This window comes from Actinomadura kijaniata, from assembly GCF_014138665.1.
GTDB lineage: Bacteria > Actinomycetota > Actinomycetes > Streptosporangiales > Streptosporangiaceae > Spirillospora > Spirillospora kijaniata.
Map to the genome: position 1 here is coordinate 125,703 of NZ_JACJIA010000005.1, position 17,363 is coordinate 143,065.

Consider the following 17,363-nt stretch of genomic DNA (forward strand, 5'->3'; position numbering starts at 1 on the left):
CGGGATCGGTAAAACCCTGCCGGAGGGGCATCGGCCGGGCGTGCCCTTTACCTGCCGGGTCATCGTCCTCGTGACGTCGGTGCCGCTAGCGTCGGCGGCGTGACAGCGATGACGACCGCGACGGTGACGACCTCCCTCGGTGACGTGCGACCGGTGGGCGAGCAGCTGCGGGCCTGGCGGCAGCGCCGCCGCCTCAGCCAGCTGGAGCTGGCCTCCACGGCCGACGTGTCCACCCGGCATCTGAGCTTCGTGGAGACCGGCCGGTCGGTGCCCAGCCGGGAGATGGTGCTCAGGCTGGCCGAACACCTGGAGGTCCCGTTGCGCGACCGCAACCTGCTGCTGGTCGCGGCCGGGTACGCGCCGGTGTACGCCGAGACCCCGATGGAGGAGCCCCGGATGGACGCGGTGCGCACGGCGTTGCGGCAGGTCCTGAACGGGCACGAGCCCTACCCGGCCGTCGTGGTGGACCGGTTCTGGAACCTCATCGACGCCAACGGGGCGGCGGCGCTGTTCCTGGAGGGCGCGGCCCCGCACCTGCTGGAGCCGCCGGTGAACGTGCTGCGCCTCAGCCTGCATCCCGAGGGCATGGCCCGCAACATCGTCAACCTGGCGCAGTGGCGCGCCCACATGGTGGACCGGGTGCGGCGGCACGTGGCGCTCACCGCCGACGCCTCGCTGGCCGCGCTCTACCGGGAGCTGCGCGACTACCCGGCGGCGGGTCCGGTGGCCGAGGCGTTCGCGCCGCCGACCGGCAACGAGGTGCTGGTGCCGCTGCGGGTGCGGGTGGGGGAGGCGGAGCTGTCGTTCTTCAGCACGATCGCCACGTTCGGGACCCCGGTCGACATCACGGTGGCGGAGCTGGCGATCGAGTCGTTCCTGCCCGCCGACGAGACGACCGCGGCGTTCCTGCGGCGGCGCGCGGCGGGGGAGGGCGCGGGCGGGTGAGGGTGGGGCGGCCGGTCCCCCGGTGGCGGCGCCGTGATAGACAGCTGAGCCGAACCGCGTTCGGGGAGGGCCGATGAAGATCACGGGGAACCTGCAGCACCAGGCGTGGCAGGAGAAGGTGCTCCCGCCGGTGGAGCAGGTGCGGCCCGGGCTGTGGTCGATCCCCGTCCCGCTGCCCGACAACCCGCTGCGCTACGTGCTGGTCTACGGGCTGGAGCTGCCCGACGGCATCGCGCTGGTGGACGCCGGATGGGACACTCCCGAGGCGTGGCGGGCGCTGTGCGGCGGGCTCGGCACCGCCGGGTACGCGATCACCGACGTGAAGGCGGTGCTGGTCACCCATCTGCACCCCGACCACTACGGGCTGGCCGGGCGGGTGCGGGAGGCGTCGGGCGCGTGGGTGGCGCTGCACCCGGCCGACGCGGGCCTGCTGCGCGAACGCTACCGGGACTTCGACGGACTGATCGCCGCGATCGGGCGGCAGATGACGCTGCACGGCGTGCCCGAGGCCGAGGCCGGGCCGCTGGCCGAGGCGTCGCGCGCCGTGCTGCCGCTGGTCCGCCACACCGATCCCGAGCTGCTGCTGGAGGACGGCGAGCAGGTGCCGCTGCCGGGCTGGAACCTGCGCACCGTGTGGACGCCCGGCCACTCGCCCGGCCACGTGTGCTTCTTCGAGCCGGACCGGCGGGTGCTGCTGTCGGGCGACCACGTGCTGCCCCGCATCACCCCGGCGATCACCGTGCACCCGCAGCAGCGGCACAACCCGCTCGCCGACTTCTACGGCTCCCTGGACAAGGTGCGCGGGCTGGACGCCGAGGAGGTGCTGCCCGCGCACGAGTACCGCTTCGCCGGGCTGGCCGACCGGGTCGCCGACCTGGCCGCCCACCACACCGCGCGGCTCGACGAGATCGCGCTGGCGGTGGTGCGGGCCGGCGCCGACGGCGTGACCGCCTGGGATCTGGCGCGGCGGCTGACCTGGTCGCGGCCGTGGGAGGAGATCCGGCCGTTCATGCGCCGCACCGCGATGCTGGAGACCCTGGCGCACCTGGTGATGCTGGAGGCGCAGGGCCGGGTGGACGCGGTGGACGGCGGCCCGCCGCTCCGGTGGCGCGCGGTGCCCGTCCCGCCCTGAGCGCCTCCCGCCCCGTGCCCTCCCCGTCCCGGCGGCGGTCCGGGGAGGGCGGTCCCGGCCTGCCCGCGCCGCAGGCCGGGACCGGTCCGGTGGTCCCGGCGGTCAGAGCCGGGACGGGCTGGCGGGCACGGACGGCACGGCCAGCTTGTCCGCCTCCAGCAGGTCGTGGTGGACGCGTTCCAGCGGCATCCCGAGACGCTGCAGCTCGCCCACCGTCCGCCGGATCATGTCGGCGGGGCCGGAGACGTAGGCGTCGTGCCCGTCCCAGTCGTGGAGGCGTTCCAGCGCGTCGGACACCGGCCCCCGCGGGCCGTCGGAGTCCGGCTCGTCCGACAGCACCGGCACCACCCGCAGCGACGGGTAGGAGGACTCCAGCAGCCGGAGGTCCGGCAGGTCGTACAGGTCGCGTTCGGTGCGGGCCCCCACCACCAGGTGGACGTCGCGTCGCCGTCCCGCCATGATGACCTGCTCGGCGATGGCCTTCAGCGGTGACAGGCCGGTGCCGCCCGCCACCAGCAGCAGGTCGCGGTCGCCGTCGGGGTCGAGGGTCATGGTGCCCATCGCCGGGCCGAGCGACACGGTGTCGCCCTGGCGGGTGTGCCGCACCAGCGCGCCGCTCACCCAGCCCCCGGGGACGGCCCGCACGTGCAGCCGCAGCAGCCCGTCCGAGCGCGGCGCGTTGGCGATCGAGTAGGGCCGCCACACCCTCGGCCACCGCGCGGTCTGCACGGTGACGTACTGCCCGGCCCGGTACGGCAGCGGCTGCGCGGTCCGCAGCGTGATCACCGCCAGGTCGGGGGCGCGGCGGTCATGCTCGACCACCTCGGCCACCCACCAGGGCGGCGACTGCGCGGCGTCCTGCTCGGCCGAGTCGACCATGATGGCCGCGGCGGTCCGGTAGGCCTCCCGCCAGGCCGCCTCCGCCTCGGGCGTCCACTCGTCCGCGGCGAACCTGCGCAGCGTGGCGATCAGCGCGTCGCCCACGGCCGGGTAGTGCTCGCGCAGCACCCCGAACTTGCGGTGGTCGCGGCCCAGCTGGCCGAGATAGGCCGACAGCGTCTCCGGGCTGTCCAGGCTCCACACGATCCTGGTGAGCGCGTGGAACAGCCGGTCGCGCTGCAGGTCCATCGCGGGCGGGAACAGCGCCCGCAGTCGGGGATTCTCGGCGAAAAGACGGCCGTAGAAATAGGCGGTCGCCTTTTCGCCGTCGGGTTCGATCCGGTTGAAACTCTCTTTGACGATTCGGGGTTCCAAGGACATAGGCCAAGCTCGCCCCCTTGGCAATTGTGGGCCGGCCCCGACGTCCCCCGGCGTCTCCGATCGCCCTCGGGGTGCCCGACTCGGTGTGATTCTCGCACCCAAAGTCCCTGGTACTCAACCGTTTCTCATCAACCCGCGCACAGTCATGCGAAGGGTAATCACCTCATGATTCTCCGTAATCACCGATAGTCGGCGAAGGATAAATATACTTACCAGTATCCGCTGGCGGGGTGCGATGCGCCGATGATCGGTCCGGAATGTGAACGGAGGTCGCCGGCGGGTCGCGGCGGATTTTTGACTCGTCCTGATGAGATCGTGTGTGCGGTCAGTCAAGGTGGAGGAGGATCCTCAACCCGAGAAGAAGAATTCTCAATTCTCGGGGTCGGGGGCGCGGCGGCGGGCCGGCGCGGGCCGGTGCGAGGAGGGGCGGACCGGGGCGCGTCCGGAAGGCCGGTACTTGGAGCGATCTATCCGCTTCCGCCCGCGTGAGCCGGGACCGTGCGGCAAGCTGACCGGTATCAGGCCAGGGGAGGGACTGTCCGAAACCCGGGAACGGGTGGGGACGGTGGACCGTGGCCGGCGTACGGCAGGAGGGGAAGGCATGCAAGAGGAGACCCGCGGGGGAGCGGTGCCGCTCATCGGCGTCACCACCTACCTCGAGCCGGCCCGCTGGGGGAGCTGGGTGCGGGAGGCGGCGCTGCTTCCGGCGCCCTACGTGCGCATGGTGGAACGGGCCGGGGGAGCGCCGGTCCTGCTGCCGCCGACCGGCGGGCTGCGCGGCGTGGACCGGGTGGTCGCGGGGCTGGACGGCATCGTGTTCGCGGGCGGCGGCGACCTGGACCCGCAGCTGTACGGCGCGGCGCGGCACGCCGAGACCGGGCCGCCGCAGCCGCAGCGCGACCGGTTCGAGATCGCGCTGCTGCGCGCGGCGGTGGCGGCCGACCTGCCGTTCCTGGCGATCTGCCGGGGCATGCAGGTGCTGAACGTGGCGCGCGGCGGCGACCTGATCCAGCACCTGCCCGACGTGGTCGGCCACCAGGGGCACCGGCCCACCGAGGGGAAGATGGGCGCGCACCGGGTGCGGATCGGCGGCGCCAGCCTGCTCGGCAAGATCGTGGGGGAGGTCGCCGACGTGCCGACCTACCACCACCAGGCGGTGGGGAAGCTGGGCAAGGGCCTGGCCGCGGTCGCCTGGGCCGACGACCAGGTGGTGGAGGCCGTGGAGCTGCAGGGCCACCGGTTCGGGCTGGGCGTGCAGTGGCACCCGGAGGAGGGCGACGACCGGCGGCTGTTCGACGCCCTGGTCGCCGAGTCCGCCGGACGCTGACCCCGGGCCGCCGGCGCCCCCCGGATTGATCGACGCGTCGGTGGGAAATGTCGTGGACGATCCTTTTGTCGCTCCGGGGGAGGTCGTCACATGGCGTTGCACCCGCAGACCGTGGAGTTCCTGCGGCAGTTGCGCGCCTGGACGGCGACCGGCGAGCCCGAGCCGACGATCGAGGAGACCCGCCGGCGGCTGGAGACGGTGCTCCCCGTGCGCCGCCGGGAACTGCCGCACGTGGCCGACCTGACCGTGCCGGGTGCGGCCGGGCCCGTTCCGGTGCGCCTGTACCGCCCCCGCCCGCTGGACGGCGCGCCGCTGCCCGCGCTGGTCTACCTGCACGGGGGCGGCTGGGTGCTGGGCGGCCTGGAGAGCGTGGACGTGCCCTGCCGCGAACTGGCGGCGCGGGTGGGCTGCGCTGTCGTCAGCGTGGACTACCGGCTGGCCCCCGAGCACCCGTTCCCGGCGGCGGTCGAGGACGCCTGGGCGGCGGCGGCCGCCGTGGCCGGGGACCCCGGGCGGTTCGGGGCCGACCCCGCGGCGGTCGCGGTCGCCGGGGACAGCGCGGGCGGCAACCTGGCCGCCGTGGTCGCGCTGCTGGCCCGCGAGCGCGGCGTCCGCCTGGCGCACCAGCTGCTGGTCTACCCGGTCACCGACACCGCGCGCTCCACCCCCAGCTGGCGCGAGTACGCCGAGGGCTACGGCCTGGACGCGGCGGCGATGGCCCGCTTCATGGAGATGTACCGGGGGAGCGCCGACCCGGCCGACCCCCGGCTGGCCCCGCTGAGCGCCGCCGACCTGTCGGGCCTGGCCCCCGCCACGGTGATCACCGCCGAGTGCGACATCCTGCGCGACGAGGCCGAGGAGTACGCGCGGCGGCTGACCGCCGCCGGGGTGCCCGTCGAGTCGCGCCGCTACGACGGGGTGGTGCACTCGTTCTTCCTGATGCCGGAGATCTTCGACGCCGGTGCCGAGGCGTGGGAACTGGCTGTGCGACGATTGCGCGCGGCGTTCCGGTCGATCACCGGGCCCGCGCGCGAGGACGCGGCCTGACCGTCCCCGCGGGGCGCGGCGGCCGGGGCCGGGAGCGCGCGACGAGGGAGGGCGGCGCCGCCGAGGCGCCCCGGAAGGGTGCGGGAGACAGCGATGAACAACGCCACCGGAGACCCCAGGTACGACTCCTACCAGCGGCTCAGGCTGGACTGGGCCGCGCCGGGCGTGCTGCGGGTCACCCTCTCCACGCCCGGGAGGCTGAACGCGGTGGACACCGTCGGGCACGGCGAGCTGGCCCGGATCTGGCGGGACGCCGACGCCGACGAGGCGGTGCGCGCGGTGCTGGTGCGGGGCGAGGGCACGGCGTTCTCGGCGGGCGGCGACCTGGCCATGATCGAGGAGATGATGGCCGACCACGCGGTGCGCTCGCGGATCTGGCGCGAGGCCCGCGACATCGTGATGAACGTGATCGACTGCTCCAAGCCGGTGGTCAGCGCGATCCAGGGCCCGGCGGTCGGCGCGGGCCTGGCGGTGGCGCTGCTGGCCGACGTCTCGGTGGCGGGCCGCACCGCGAAGATCATCGATGGGCACACCCGGCTCGGCGTCGCCGCCGGGGACCACGCCGCCATCGTCTGGCCGCTGCTGTGCGGCATGGCCAAGGCCAAGTACCACCTGCTGCTGTGCGAGACGCTGACCGGAGAGGAGGCCGAACGCATCGGCCTGGTCAGCGTGTGCGTGGACGACGACCGGGTGCACGAGCGCGCCCTGGAGGTCGCCGTGCGCCTCGCCGAGGGCGCGGCCGAGGCGATCCGGTTCACCAAGCACGCCCTCAACAACTGGCTGCGCCTGGCGGGCCCGAGCTTCGACGCCTCGCTGGCGCTGGAGTTCCTGGGCTTCAGCGGCCCCGACGTGCGCGAGGGCGTGACGGCCCTGCGCGAGAAGCGCCCGCCGAAGTTCCGCTGACGGCCCGGCCCGGCGGCCCGGATCAGCCGAAGCGCCTGCGCAGCGCCCCCAGCCCGATGGCGTAGATGGCGGTGCGCAGCGTCTTCTCCATCGCCTCCTCGTCGCCGGCGTCGGCCGAGAAGTCGCTCCACCACTCCACGAACGCCTGGTCGGTGTCGGTCACCGGGGCGACGCGCAGCCGCCCGCGCGCGCCGCGGATCGGCAGCGGGGCCTCCAGGGTGTCGTACCAGTAGGAGCTTCCGGCGTCGTCCAGGCCCGCCAGCCGCTCGCGGAAGACCGTGCCGTTGGGCCCGATGACGCGGCGCACGCAGCCGATCCGGTCGGCCGGGCCGCCGTCCTCGATCGCGACGGTCTCCACGCCCGGCATCCACTCGGCGAGGTTGCCGAAGTCCCGCAGGTAGGCCCAGACCCGGTCGGCGGGGGCGTTGAGCACGGCACTGGCGTAGGACCTGGGCATGGGCGCCCTCCTCGGCGTCGCGGGGTGGTGATCGACGACCCCATGCTGCTCCAGGCGGTGTGATCTGGGCAACACCGGGCCCTTGACCCGGCCGAATTCCGTTCGGGAGGATGCGGGCATGCTGCTCGGCGACCTCGCCCACCGGGGCGCGACCCTGTGGCCGGACCGCACCGCGTTCGCCTGGGACGGGCGCGGGCGCACCTACCGCGAGCTGCACGAACGCGTCCTGCGCTGGCGGCGGCTGCTGGCCGGCGGGGGAGTGCGGCACGGCGACCGGATCGCGCTGCTCACCGTGAACGCCCCCGAGGCGATCGAGGCCGCGTTCGCCGCGTCCCTGCTCGGCGCGGTGGTCGTCCCGCTGAACGTGCGGCTGGCCCCCGACGAGATCCGCTTCCAGGTCGCCGACGCCGCCGCCCGGCACGCGATCGTCCACCCCACGCTGGCGGACCTGGCCCGCGCCGGCGGCCTAACGGAGCTGACCTGCTGGACGCCGGGCCCCGGCCTGGAACGCGACCTGGCCGCCGCCCCCGGCACCGACGCGCCGCGTCCCGCCCCCGACGCCCCGGTCATCCAGCTCTACACCTCCGGCACCACCGGCCGCCCGAAGGGCTGCCTGCTCACCAACCGCGGCTGGGCGGCGGCCACCGCCAACGCCGTGCAGGCGTTCGGCCTGACCGGCGACGACGTGCTGCTGGGCGCGCTGCCGCTGTTCCACGTCGCCGGGTACGGGGCGGCCCTCGGCCACCTGGCGGTCGGCGGCACCGTCGTGCTGCCCCCGATCCGTCGCCCGGGACGCTGTGGCCGCTGGTGGCCGAGCACCGCGCCACCGTCGCGGTCCTCCCGGCCGGCACCGGCCGCGCGCTGCGCCTGGTCTTCGGCATGGCCGGCACCGAACGCGCCGCCACCCTGCGCTCCCTGCGCGACCTCGGCATCGACTACCGGGGCGTCTACGGGTCCACCGAGGCGGGCAACCTCGTCACCGTCTCCACCCTGGCCGACGAGCTGGAGCGCCCCGGCACGGTCGGCCGCCCGCTGCCGCCGTTCGACCTGGCCGTCGACGGCGCGGACGGCCCCGGCGCGGTCGGCGAGCTGCTGCGCGGCGCCGGCGTGATGGCCGGGTACGCCGCCGGCTGCCCGAGTCGGGCGGGTAACGTTCCCCCATGTCCCTGTCCCGCCGCGCGTTCCTGCTGCTCACCGCCGGTGCGGCGGCGGGCTGCACCGGCGGTGGCGGCGACGCCGCGCCGCTGCGGCTGGCCACCGGCCCGGCGGGCGGCCCCTACGGCGTGCTCGGCGACCGGCTGGCGGCCGAGCTGCGCCGCGCCGGGCGCCGCGTCCAGGTCGTCCCGACGGCGGCGAGCGTGGCGAACCTGGAGCTGCTGGCGGCTGGCCGCGCCGACCTGGGGTTCGCGCTGGCCGACAGCGCCGACGACGCGGTGCGGCTGCACCGCCGCCCCGTCGCCGCGCTGGCCCGCGTGTACCTCAACTACGTGCACCTGGTGGTCCCGGCCGGCTCGCCGGTGCGGGCCCCGGCCGACCTGGCGGGCCGCCCGGTCTCGATCGGCGCGCAGGGGTCGGGGACCTCCGTCACCGCCGCGCGGGTGCTGGCCTCGGCCGGGCTGCGCGAGCCCGCGCGGACGCTGCGGCTCGGCCTAGACGACTCGCTCGCCGCGCTGCGGCAGGGACGGATCGCGGCGTTCTTCTGGTCCGGCGGGGTGCCCACGGCGGCCCTGGACGCGTTCGCCCGCCACACCCCGGTGCGGCTGGTGCCGCTCGACCGGCTGGTGGCGCCGCTGCGCCGCGCCTACGGCGCGGTCTACGAGAGCGCGACGGTGCCCGCCCGCTCCTACGGGGCCGGGGCGCCGGTGGCGACCATCGGCACCGCCAGCTACCTGGTGTGCCGGGCGGACCTGCCCGGCCGCGACGCCCACGCGGTGACCGAGCTGCTGTTCGCCCGCCGGGACCGGCTGCAGGCGCCCGACGCGCCCGGCGGGCGGCTCGACCGGCGGTACGCCATCGGCACCGGCACGGTGCCGCTGCACCCGGGCGCGGCCCGCTACTACCGGTCGGTCTACGGCTGACCCCATGGCTGACCGGCCCTAAGGCCGAGGGGTCAGCCGCAGCTCCACCACCAGCCCGCGCGGATCGCCCGGCAGCAGCTCCAGCCCGGCGCCGCTGGCGCGGGCCAGCTCGGCGGCGATCGCCAGGCCCAGCCCGCTGCCGGGGACGTTGGCGTGCGCGCCGGACCGCCAGAACCGGTGCACCGCGGCGGCGCGCTCCTCCTCCGGCAACCCCGGCCCGTCGTCGGCGATCCGCAGCGTCGTGCCCTCCAGCGTCACGGCGACGGTGCCGCCCTCGGGGACGAACTTCCCGGCGTTGTCCAGGGCGATGTCGGCGATCCGCGCCACCGCCTCGGGCACCGCCAGCACCCGGCGCTCGGCGGGCAGGTCGGCGGTGAGCGTCAGCCCCCTGGCGGCGTACACCTCGCGCCAGCCCGCCAGCCGGGGCTCCAGCTCGGCGACCACCTCCACCTCCCGCGCGATCGCCCCGGCCTCCACGCGCGCCAGCGCCAGCAGGTCGTCCACCAGCGCCGCCAGCCGGTCCACCTCGGCGAACGCCTCCTCGTACTCGGCCTCGCCCGCCGCGTCCAGATGGGGTTGCAGGTTCTCCAGCCGCAGCGACAGCACCGTCAGCGGGGTGCGCAGCTCGTGGGAGGCGTCGGCGACGAACGCCCGCTGCCGCTCGATCGCGGCCGACACCGCGTCGGCCATCGCGTTGAACCGCTCCTCCAGCCGCCGCAGCTCCGCCGGGCCGCCCGCCGACGCCCGCGCCTCCATCCGGCCCTCGGTCAGCTCCCGGGTGGTGCGGTCCAGCTCGCTCACCGGACGCAGGATCCAGCCCGCCAGCCGCCGCGCCACCAGCACCGACCCGGCCAGCGCCACCAGCGCGACGGCGGCCAGCGCCGCCCACACCAGCGCCACGTCCCGCTGCGCCCGCGCCGTGGGGGCCTGCACCAGCACCGCTCCCGCCACCTGCGCGTCGCGCCCGGCGGGCTCGGCGACCAGCACCAACGGCGGCCCGAACGGCGTCACCGTCGGAAGCTGCTCGGTGGTGCGGCCCGACAGCGCCCGCCGCGCCGCCTCCCGGTCGTCGCCGGTCAGCGTCCCGCCCGCCGCGACCACCCGGCCGTCGCGGTCGCGGATCCGCACCGCCGCGCCGTACAGCCCGGCGTACCGGGTGACCTCGGCGGACAGCGGCGTCCAGTCCGCCTCGCGCGCCGCCCGGTCGGCGAGCTCGGCGAAGCGGGTGGCGTCGGCGCGCCGGTCCAGCAGCAGCCGCCCGGTGCGGTGCGAGGCGTAGGCCCAGCCCAGCGGCACCGCCAGCCCCGCGATGACCAGCGCGATCAACGTCGTGAACGTCACGACCAGCCGGAACCTCATGCGGTACCGATCATGACGGTTCCGGGACCCCCAGCCGGTACCCGGTCCCGCGCAGCGTCTCCACCAGCCCCGGCCGCCCGGTCTTGGACCGCAGCCCCGCCACGTGCACGTCCAGCGACCGCGACGCCGACAGCAGCGGGTCGCCCCACACCGCGTCCAGGATCTCCTCGCGGCCGCGCACCACGCCGGGCTCGCGCGCCAGGAACGCCAGCACGTCGAACTCGCGCCGGGTCAGCGCCACCTCCCGGCCCGCGACCGTCACCCGGCGGGACTCCAGGTCCACGCGCACGTCCCCGACCGTCACCACCTGCGGCCGGGCGGGCAGCGCCCGGGTGCCGCGCCGCACCACCGCCTCCATCCGCGCCATCAGCTCGCTCGTCCGGAACGGCTTGACCAGGTAGTCGTCGGCGCCCGACCGCAGCCCGCGCAGCACGTCGCGCTCCCCGGTCCGGGCCGTCACCACGATGATCGGCACGGTGGACACCTGGCGGACCCGGCGCAGCGCGTCCAGGCCGTCGCCGTCGGGCAGCCCCAGGTCCAGCAGCACGAAGTCGACGCCCCCCGCCAGGCGGAGGGCGTCGACGGCGAGCCCGGCCCGCACGACCTGGTGGCCGTGCCGGGCCAGGGCGGTGGTGAGGGCGGACGCCAGACGGTCGTCGTCCTCGACCAGCAGCACACGCATGCGGGCCAGACTAGACGCGTTCGGGCACCGGCTCGGCCGCCTCCTCGCGCCGCGACAGCGCCGCGTCGCGGGTCTCGCGCATGAACACGTAGACCACCAGCGACACCGCCGCGCACCCGGCGACGTACCAGTAGAAGCCCGACTCGATCCCGGAGTCCTTGAACCACAGCGCCACGTACTCGGCGGTGCCGCCGAACAGCGCGTTGGCGATCGCGTACGGCAGCGCCACGCCCAGCGCCCGCACGTGGGTGGGGAACATCTCGGCCTTCACCACCGCGTTGATCGAGGTGTAGCCGGTGACGATCACCAGCCCGGCCAGCGACAGCAGCAGCGCGCCGGCGAAGTCCTCGACGTTCGACAGCGCCGTCATCAGCGGCACGGTGCCCAGCGTCGCGCCGATCCCGAACGCGATCAGCAGCGGGCGGCGGCCGATCCGGTCCGACAGCGCCCCGGCCAGCGGCTGCAGCAGCATGAAGATGAACAGCGCGCAGAAGCTGACCACCGACGCGGTGGTCTTGGGCAGCCCGGCGGTGTTGGACAGGTACTTGGTCAGGTAGGTGGTGTAGGTGTAGTACGCCAGCGTGCCGCCCATGGTCAGGGCGATGACCAGCACGAACTCCCGCTTGTGCTGGAGCAGCGCGCGCAGGGTGCCGCGCTGCTGGGCGCCGGTCTCGGCGGCCTTCTCGTCGTAGGCCTCGGTCTCCATGAGGTTGCGGCGCAGCCAGAACACCACGGCGGCGCCCAGCGCGCCGATGATGAACGGGATCCGCCAGCCGTAGGAGTGCAGCGCCTCCTCGCTCATGGTGCGCTGCAGGATGATCTGCAGGCCCAGGCCGAGCAGCTGGCCGGCGGTCATGGAGACGTACTGGAAGCTGGAGGCGAAGCCGCGCTTGCCCGGCGGGGTCGCCTCGGTGAGGTAGGTGGCGCTGGCGGCGTACTCGCCGCCGACCGACAGCCCCTGCATGAGCCGCGCGACCAGCAGCACCACCGCGCCGAAGTAGCCGACCGACTCGTAGGTCGGGGCGATGGCGATCAGCAGGGCGCTGCCCGACATCAGCATGACCGTCGCCGTCAGCGCCGCCTTGCGGCCCCTGCGGTCGGCGAACCGCCCCAGCAGCCAGCCGCCGATCGGCCGCATGAAGAACCCGACCGCGAAGATCCCGGCGGTGTTCAGCAGCTGCGCGGTGGGGTTCCCCTTGGGGAAGAAGGAGGCGGCGAAGTAGGTGGCGAAGCTGGCGTAGACGAACCAGTCGTACCACTCGACCATGTTGCCGACCGAGCCGCCGAGAATCGCCCGCCATGGCGTGCGCGCGGTCTTGTTCACCGTCGTCACTGGACCTCCTACCGAGTCGTTGCAGGCAGGAGCTTCGCGGTGACTCAGGTCACCGTCCAGGAGGGAGGCCGGTTATCTAACCTGCCGTTAACACAGGGGCAACGCGAGGCTGAGGGTGCGTGTGCGCCCGTCCGCGGAGCGCGCCCCCGGTGACCAGCGGCGGCGATTTTCGGCGGTGATGAGATACGTCAATGTCATGGCCGAATAGAGCCGGACCGTTCGGCGAACGGCGCGTTCCGCCGCGGACACCGCCGGAACGCGGAATTCAAACTGGCCCTTTCGTTCTATTCTCCGGGGCGGCGGTTAGTGCGCGGGGCCCTGTCGGGCGGTCTCGGCCGGTTGGCATGCTCGGGGCCGTCCAGCCCCGCTGGCGGAACCCCCCGCCCGCGTCTGTCGATCTCGAAAGAGATGCGCATGCACCGGATGATCGCCACCGCCGTCGTCGTCTCCGCCTCCGCCGCCCTGTTCCCGGCGGCCCCCGCCACCGCCGCGGCCTCCGCCCCGAAGGCCGCGCCGAAGGCCGCTCCCAGCGTCGTCGCCGCTCCCGAGGTCACGTCCGCCGCCTGCAAGAAGCCCTGCAACCGCAAGATCGTCAACGACTACCCCTACAAGACGAGTTCCTGGCACAAGACCGACCCGTGGAACTTCTACCGCCGCGAGTGCGTGTCCTTCGCCGCCTGGCGGATCCGCCAGCGGCTCGGCGTCAAGTTCCACAACCACTTCCGGGGCGTCCAGTGGGGCAACGCCAAGAACTGGGACAACGCCGCCCGCCGTGCCCGCGTCAAGGTGAACCGCACCCCGAAGGTCGGCGCCATCGCCCAGTGGAACGCCGGGAAGTTCGGTCACGTGGCCTACGTGGCGCGGGTCAACCGTTCGACCGTCGTGGTCGAGGAGTACAACAAGGGCGGGACCCACCGCTACGGCACCCGCACGATCAAGCGCAGCAGCGTGCAGAACTACATCCACTTCTTCTAAAGGGCAGAAAGACGCCGCCGGTCCCCTGACCGGCGGCGTCTCCGTTTTCCCCGGGTCCTCTAGTAGGACTTCGGCAGCCCCAGCTCGTGCTGGGCGATGTGCGCCAGCACCAGTTCCTCGGCGACCGGGATGTTCTTGGCGATGCGCGCGTCGCGGAACATCCGCGCCACCGGGTACTCCAGCGAGTACGCCATGCCGCCGTGGGCCTGGAACGCCCGGTCGGCCGCCTGCCAGGCCGCGTCGGCGGCGGTCAGCTTGGCGATGTTGGCCTCCGAGCCGCAGGGGCGGCCCCGGTCCCACAGCCAGGCGGCCTTGTAGGTCATCAGCCGGGCCAGCTCCACCTGCGCCTTGATCCGGGCGAGCGGGAACGCGACCGCCTGGTGGGCCCCGATCGGCGTGCCGAACGGCGCGCGCTCGGTGGCGTAGTCCACGGCGACCCGCAGGACGAGTTCGCCGAACCCGACGCCGCTGGCCGCCGCCAGGACGCGTTCGGGGTTGAGGATGTCCCACAGCACCGCGAAGCCCTGGTCGGCCGCGCCGAGCACGCGGTCGGCCGGGACCCGCACCCCGTCCAGGAACACCATGCTGGACGCCACGGTGTTGGTGCCCAGCTTGGGGATCGGCTGGTAGGTGAGGGTGCCCTCGGCGACGGCCTGCCTGACGTCCACCAGCAGCACCGTGAAGCCGTTGGTGCGCGGGCGGGCCTCGGCCGCCGGGATGGTGCGGGTGACCAGCACCAGGAAGTCGGCCCGCTCCACCCCGGAGATCCAGATCTTCTGCCCGCTCACCACGTAGTGGCCGCCGTCGCGGCGGGCCTGGGTGGTGATGTTGATGGAGTTGCTGCCCGCGTCGGGCTCGGTGATGGCGAAGCAGGTCTCCAGCTCCCCGGAGGCGATCTTCGGCAGGAACTCCCGCCGCTGCTCCTCGGTCCCGTGCCGGGTGATGGTCAGCCCGCCGAACGCCGGGGTCAGCAGGTACATGAACGAGGCCGCGCCGCCCGCGCCCCCGGCCGCCAGGCTCTCCAGCGCCACCGCCAGCTCCAGCAGGCCCTGGCCCGCGCCGCCGTGCTCCTCGGGGATGGCGAGGCTGTGCCAGCCGCCCGCGACCAGCTCCCGCCAGACCTCCTCGGGCCAGCGGTGGTCGGCGTCGCACCGGCTCCAGTACTCCTGGTCGTACCTGCGGGCAATGGCCTGCACGCCCTCGCGCACCGCGAGCGCGCTCTCGGGCAGGTCGAAGTCCACCTCGCGCCTCCTCAGAACGTCGGTCAGGGCCACCGTAGCGGATGGGGTAAGTGGACACTGACGCCGGTCATGGGGGTGGGATGACGCCATCCCATACGGTTTGGTATGGTCGGTACGTACCAAACCGTATGGAATGGCGGGGGCGATGGCGGGCAAGCGCGACTGGCTTGAGGCGGGGCTGGACATCCTGGGCGAACACGGCGCCCCGGCGTTGACGATCGAGCGCCTCACCGAGCGCCTCGGCCTGACGAAGGGGTCGTTCTACCACCACTTCAAGGGCATGGGCGGTTACAAGACCGCGCTGCTGGCCCATATCGAGGCCGAGGGCACCGCCGCCTACATCGCGTACGCCGACAGCGGCCCGGACCGTTCCGCGCGCGCCCGGCTGGACCGGCTCGCCGAGCGGGTGAGCGACGACGACCGAGGCCCCGCCCTGGAGGTCGCCGTGCGCGCCTGGGCGCAGCAGGACCCCGAGGTCCGCGCGCTCCAGGAACGGGTCGACCGCACCCGCATGGCCTACCTGCGCGACCTGTGGCAGGAGATCACCGGCGACCCCGCCGCGGCCGAACAGACCGCGCTGCTGCTCTACCTGGTCACCATCGGCGCCGACCATCTGGTCCCCGCCGCCTCCGGCCGCGCCCTGCGCGGCCTGTACGACCTGGTCATCCGGCTCGGAGCCGGTGACCGCGCCCCCTGAGGAGGGTTCCATGAACGGTCCGGCCCGCTGGACGCCCCGGCTGATCATCGCGATCGCCGTCATCCACACCGTCTTCGCCTTCGTGGTGAAGTCCGACGTCTGGGCGGACATCGCCCGCGCCGGGGTCGTCGCCGGGATCGACGGCGTCCCCGAACGCGAGGCGGCCCTGTGGTTCGTCTACGCCGGGATCGGCTTCCTCGCGCTCGGGACCCTGGCCGCGCGCTCGGTCCGCGCCACCGGCCGCGTCCCGCGCCAGGTGGCCGTCTACCTGGTGGTCATCGGCGGCACCATGATCGTCGTCGATCCCGCCTCCGGCGGCTGGCTGGTGCTGGCCGCGGGCCTGCTGGCGGCCTGGTCGCGCCGCGCCCCCCACCGCCCGGCCGGGGCGCAGGCCGCTCCGGACCGGACGGAGCCGGTCACCCCTTGACCGTCAGCAGCGGGCGCAGCTCGGCGACCGGGGTGGCGACGCCGCCCGCGGCCAGGGAGGACACCACCGGGCCGATGTCCTTGTAGGCCCACGGGGCCTCCTGCTTCAGGTCGCGCCGCCACGCCGCCATCACATCGGAGCGGCGCGCCACCAGCGGGTCGCGGTGGTCCAGCGGCGTCACGATCCGGAACTCCCGCAGGAACGCGTCCAGCTCGGCGTCGCCGCCCCGCGCGGTCGCCCCGCGCGGGACGCGGCGGCCCGCGCCGTGGCACGCGCTGGCCAGGGACCGCGGGTTGCCGTGCCCGCGCAGCACGAAGCTCGACGCGCCCATCGACCCCGGCACGATGACCGGCTCGCCCCACAGGGCGTGCGGCCCGCCCGCCGTCTCGGCGTGACCCCCGGCCGGGGTCGCGCCCTTGCGGTGGACGGTCCGGTCCCCGTCCGGCCAGAACAGGTTGTGCGGCGCGTCGTACAGCGGCCGCGACGTCAGCTCCCCGTACTCGGCGGCCAGCCCGGCGCGCATCGTCAGGGCGAGGAAGAAGCGGTTGCCGAGCGCGAAGTTGGCCGCGTTGGCGAACGCGTCCAGGTACCGCCGCCGCGCCGCCTCGGTGCGTTCGCCGGGCAGGAACGGCAGGATCCCGTTGCGCGGCCGGGGCAGCCCGGCGGGCCAGCCCGCGCGCAGCAGGTCCAGCGCGGTCCCGTTGGCCTGGTGCCCCAGCGACAGGGAGCCGCTGTGCGCCATCAGCACGACCGTGCCCGGCGTCAGCCCCCAGGCGTGCGCCGCGGCCGGGTCGTGGACCTCCGACACGTACTGCAGCTCCACGAAGTGGTTGCCGCCGCCGATGCCGCCGATGATGCTGTCGTAGCTGGCGCCGCCCGCGCTGCCGATCCAGTCGGCGAACGCCTCGGCGGTGCGCGCGGGGAACCACGGCAGGTGGGCGCGGTCCACGGCGTCGTCGGCGTCGGTGGGCTGGAGGCCCCGCCAGGGGGTGTCCCCGGTCAGGAGCAGGCCCGGCAGCCCCTCACGCAGCAGCGCCTCGCGCTGCGCGGGCGTGAGCGCCACCCGGCGGCCGCCCTCGAAGAACAGGTGCCGGAGCCGCTTCTCCAGCCGGTCCAGCCGGGACCGCACCCGGTCGGCGCGCAGGGAGGTGACCTCCAGGCGCATGCCGCAGTTGACGTCGTTGCCGACGGCCTGGGGGAGGAGGGCGTTCTCGGTCTCCAGGACGGTGCCGATGGGGATGCCCGCGCCCTTGTGGAGGTCGGGCGTGAGGACGACGCGGGTGATGCGGGGCTCGGGGCCGTCGAAGCCGGTGGCCTCGGCGAGCCGGGCCAGGGTGTCGGCGGTCTCCAGGAGCGAGAGGGCCTCGTCGACGGCGGCGGGCTCCAGCGGGACGCCGGGGCCGGCGCAGATCTCCACCGGCACGTCCCAGCGGTTGGGCAGGCGGAGCCAGTGGTCGTCGAGGCGTTCGAGACGGTGGTCCTGACGGGTGCGCAAGAGAG

The 17,363-nt window shown here is 74.5% G+C and carries 16 protein-coding genes and 2 pseudogenes; 11 read left to right on the forward strand and 7 right to left on the reverse strand.

The genetic code is table 11. The features are described from left to right. Positions 1 to 108 precede the first annotated feature (108 nt). Positions 109 to 945 carry a helix-turn-helix domain-containing protein gene (locus HNR61_RS20355; RefSeq protein WP_182845180.1) on the forward strand — a complete coding sequence of 279 codons (837 nt, stop codon included), beginning with the start codon at positions 109 to 111 and terminating at the stop codon, positions 943 to 945. Positions 946 to 1,018: 73 nt separating this feature from the next. After that, positions 1,019 to 2,077, forward strand: a complete 1,059-nt coding sequence (locus tag HNR61_RS20360; protein WP_182844769.1) for an MBL fold metallo-hydrolase — start codon at positions 1,019 to 1,021, stop codon at positions 2,075 to 2,077. A gap of 102 nt (positions 2,078 to 2,179) precedes the next feature. Here HNR61_RS20360 and HNR61_RS20365 read toward each other — a convergent pair whose 3' ends face one another. Continuing rightward, positions 2,180 to 3,337, reverse strand: coding sequence for a globin domain-containing protein (locus HNR61_RS20365; RefSeq protein WP_182844770.1), 1,158 nt, complete (start codon positions 3,335 to 3,337; stop codon positions 2,180 to 2,182). Positions 3,338 to 3,938: 601 nt separating this feature from the next. On the opposite strand from HNR61_RS20365, the gene HNR61_RS20370 reads away from it, so the two are divergent. From HNR61_RS20370 to HNR61_RS20380, 3 genes are all read left to right on the forward strand, one after another. Continuing rightward, positions 3,939 to 4,664 carry a gamma-glutamyl-gamma-aminobutyrate hydrolase family protein gene (locus tag HNR61_RS20370; RefSeq protein ID WP_182844771.1) on the forward strand — a complete coding sequence of 242 codons (726 nt, stop codon included), beginning with the start codon at positions 3,939 to 3,941 and terminating at the stop codon, positions 4,662 to 4,664. A gap of 90 nt (positions 4,665 to 4,754) precedes the next feature. Next, the gene (locus tag HNR61_RS20375; RefSeq protein ID WP_182844772.1) at positions 4,755 to 5,711 is read left to right on the forward strand and encodes an alpha/beta hydrolase; all 957 of its coding nucleotides are present in this window, start codon (positions 4,755 to 4,757) and stop codon (positions 5,709 to 5,711) included. Positions 5,712 to 5,804: 93 nt separating this feature from the next. Further along, positions 5,805 to 6,614 (forward strand): enoyl-CoA hydratase/isomerase family protein, encoded by an 810-nt coding sequence (locus tag HNR61_RS20380; protein ID WP_182844773.1) that lies wholly within the window; start codon positions 5,805 to 5,807, stop codon positions 6,612 to 6,614. A 22-nt stretch (positions 6,615 to 6,636) separates the two neighbouring features. On the opposite strand, the gene HNR61_RS20385 is transcribed toward HNR61_RS20380, so the two are convergent. After that, positions 6,637 to 7,071, reverse strand: coding sequence for an SRPBCC family protein (locus HNR61_RS20385; RefSeq protein WP_182844774.1), 435 nt, complete (start codon positions 7,069 to 7,071; stop codon positions 6,637 to 6,639). 118 nt (positions 7,072 to 7,189) lie between these two features. Between HNR61_RS20385 and HNR61_RS20390 the strand changes: the two are divergent. The 3 genes and pseudogenes from HNR61_RS20390 to HNR61_RS20395 all read left to right on the forward strand — a co-directional run. Further along, positions 7,190 to 7,846: pseudogene (locus HNR61_RS20390) on the forward strand (AMP-binding protein); the annotation flags it as partial. Positions 7,847 to 7,950: 104 nt separating this feature from the next. Further along, positions 7,951 to 8,133: pseudogene (locus HNR61_RS50480) on the forward strand (hypothetical protein); the annotation flags it as partial. Positions 8,134 to 8,231: 98 nt separating this feature from the next. Continuing rightward, entirely contained in the window at positions 8,232 to 9,149 is a 918-nt protein-coding gene (locus HNR61_RS20395; protein WP_182844776.1) for a TAXI family TRAP transporter solute-binding subunit, read from the forward strand. Between the two features lie 18 nt (positions 9,150 to 9,167). Here the strand turns inward: HNR61_RS20395 and HNR61_RS49260 are convergent, their stop codons facing one another. From HNR61_RS49260 to HNR61_RS20410, 3 genes are read right to left on the reverse strand one after another with little or no spacing between them, the layout of a single operon-like run. Next, on the reverse strand, positions 9,168 to 10,508 hold the full coding sequence (locus HNR61_RS49260) for a sensor histidine kinase (protein ID WP_182844777.1): 1,341 nt from the start codon (positions 10,506 to 10,508) through the stop codon (positions 9,168 to 9,170). 10 nt (positions 10,509 to 10,518) lie between these two features. After that, complete coding sequence (locus HNR61_RS20405) at positions 10,519 to 11,190, reverse strand: response regulator transcription factor (protein ID WP_182844778.1); 672 nt, start codon at positions 11,188 to 11,190, stop codon at positions 10,519 to 10,521. A gap of 10 nt (positions 11,191 to 11,200) precedes the next feature. Continuing rightward, positions 11,201 to 12,523, reverse strand: coding sequence for an MFS transporter (locus HNR61_RS20410; protein ID WP_312897997.1), 1,323 nt, complete (start codon positions 12,521 to 12,523; stop codon positions 11,201 to 11,203). 414 nt (positions 12,524 to 12,937) lie between these two features. Between HNR61_RS20410 and HNR61_RS20415 the strand changes: the two genes are divergently transcribed. After that, positions 12,938 to 13,498 (forward strand): CHAP domain-containing protein, encoded by a 561-nt coding sequence (locus HNR61_RS20415; RefSeq protein WP_182844779.1) that lies wholly within the window; start codon positions 12,938 to 12,940, stop codon positions 13,496 to 13,498. Positions 13,499 to 13,557: 59 nt separating this feature from the next. Here the strand turns inward: HNR61_RS20415 and HNR61_RS20420 are convergent, their stop codons facing one another. After that, positions 13,558 to 14,739 carry an acyl-CoA dehydrogenase family protein gene (locus HNR61_RS20420; protein ID WP_182844780.1) on the reverse strand — a complete coding sequence of 394 codons (1,182 nt, stop codon included), beginning with the start codon at positions 14,737 to 14,739 and terminating at the stop codon, positions 13,558 to 13,560. A gap of 133 nt (positions 14,740 to 14,872) precedes the next feature. Here HNR61_RS20420 and HNR61_RS20425 point away from each other — a divergent pair, with 133 nt between their 5' ends. Both HNR61_RS20425 and HNR61_RS20430 read left to right on the forward strand, forming a co-directional pair. After that, a complete protein-coding gene (locus tag HNR61_RS20425; RefSeq protein ID WP_182844781.1) occupies positions 14,873 to 15,436 on the forward strand; it encodes a TetR/AcrR family transcriptional regulator in 564 nt (187 codons plus the stop codon). 10 nt (positions 15,437 to 15,446) lie between these two features. Beyond that, on the forward strand, positions 15,447 to 15,863 hold the full coding sequence (locus HNR61_RS20430; RefSeq protein ID WP_182844782.1) for a DUF6463 family protein: 417 nt from the start codon (positions 15,447 to 15,449) through the stop codon (positions 15,861 to 15,863). Here HNR61_RS20430 and HNR61_RS20435 read toward each other — a convergent pair. Next, the gene (locus HNR61_RS20435; protein ID WP_182844783.1) at positions 15,853 to 17,358 is read right to left on the reverse strand and encodes an RtcB family protein; all 1,506 of its coding nucleotides are present in this window, start codon (positions 17,356 to 17,358) and stop codon (positions 15,853 to 15,855) included. The two genes, HNR61_RS20430 and HNR61_RS20435, sit on opposite strands and share 11 nt — an antisense overlap. Between the last annotated feature and the right edge of the window lie 5 nt (positions 17,359 to 17,363).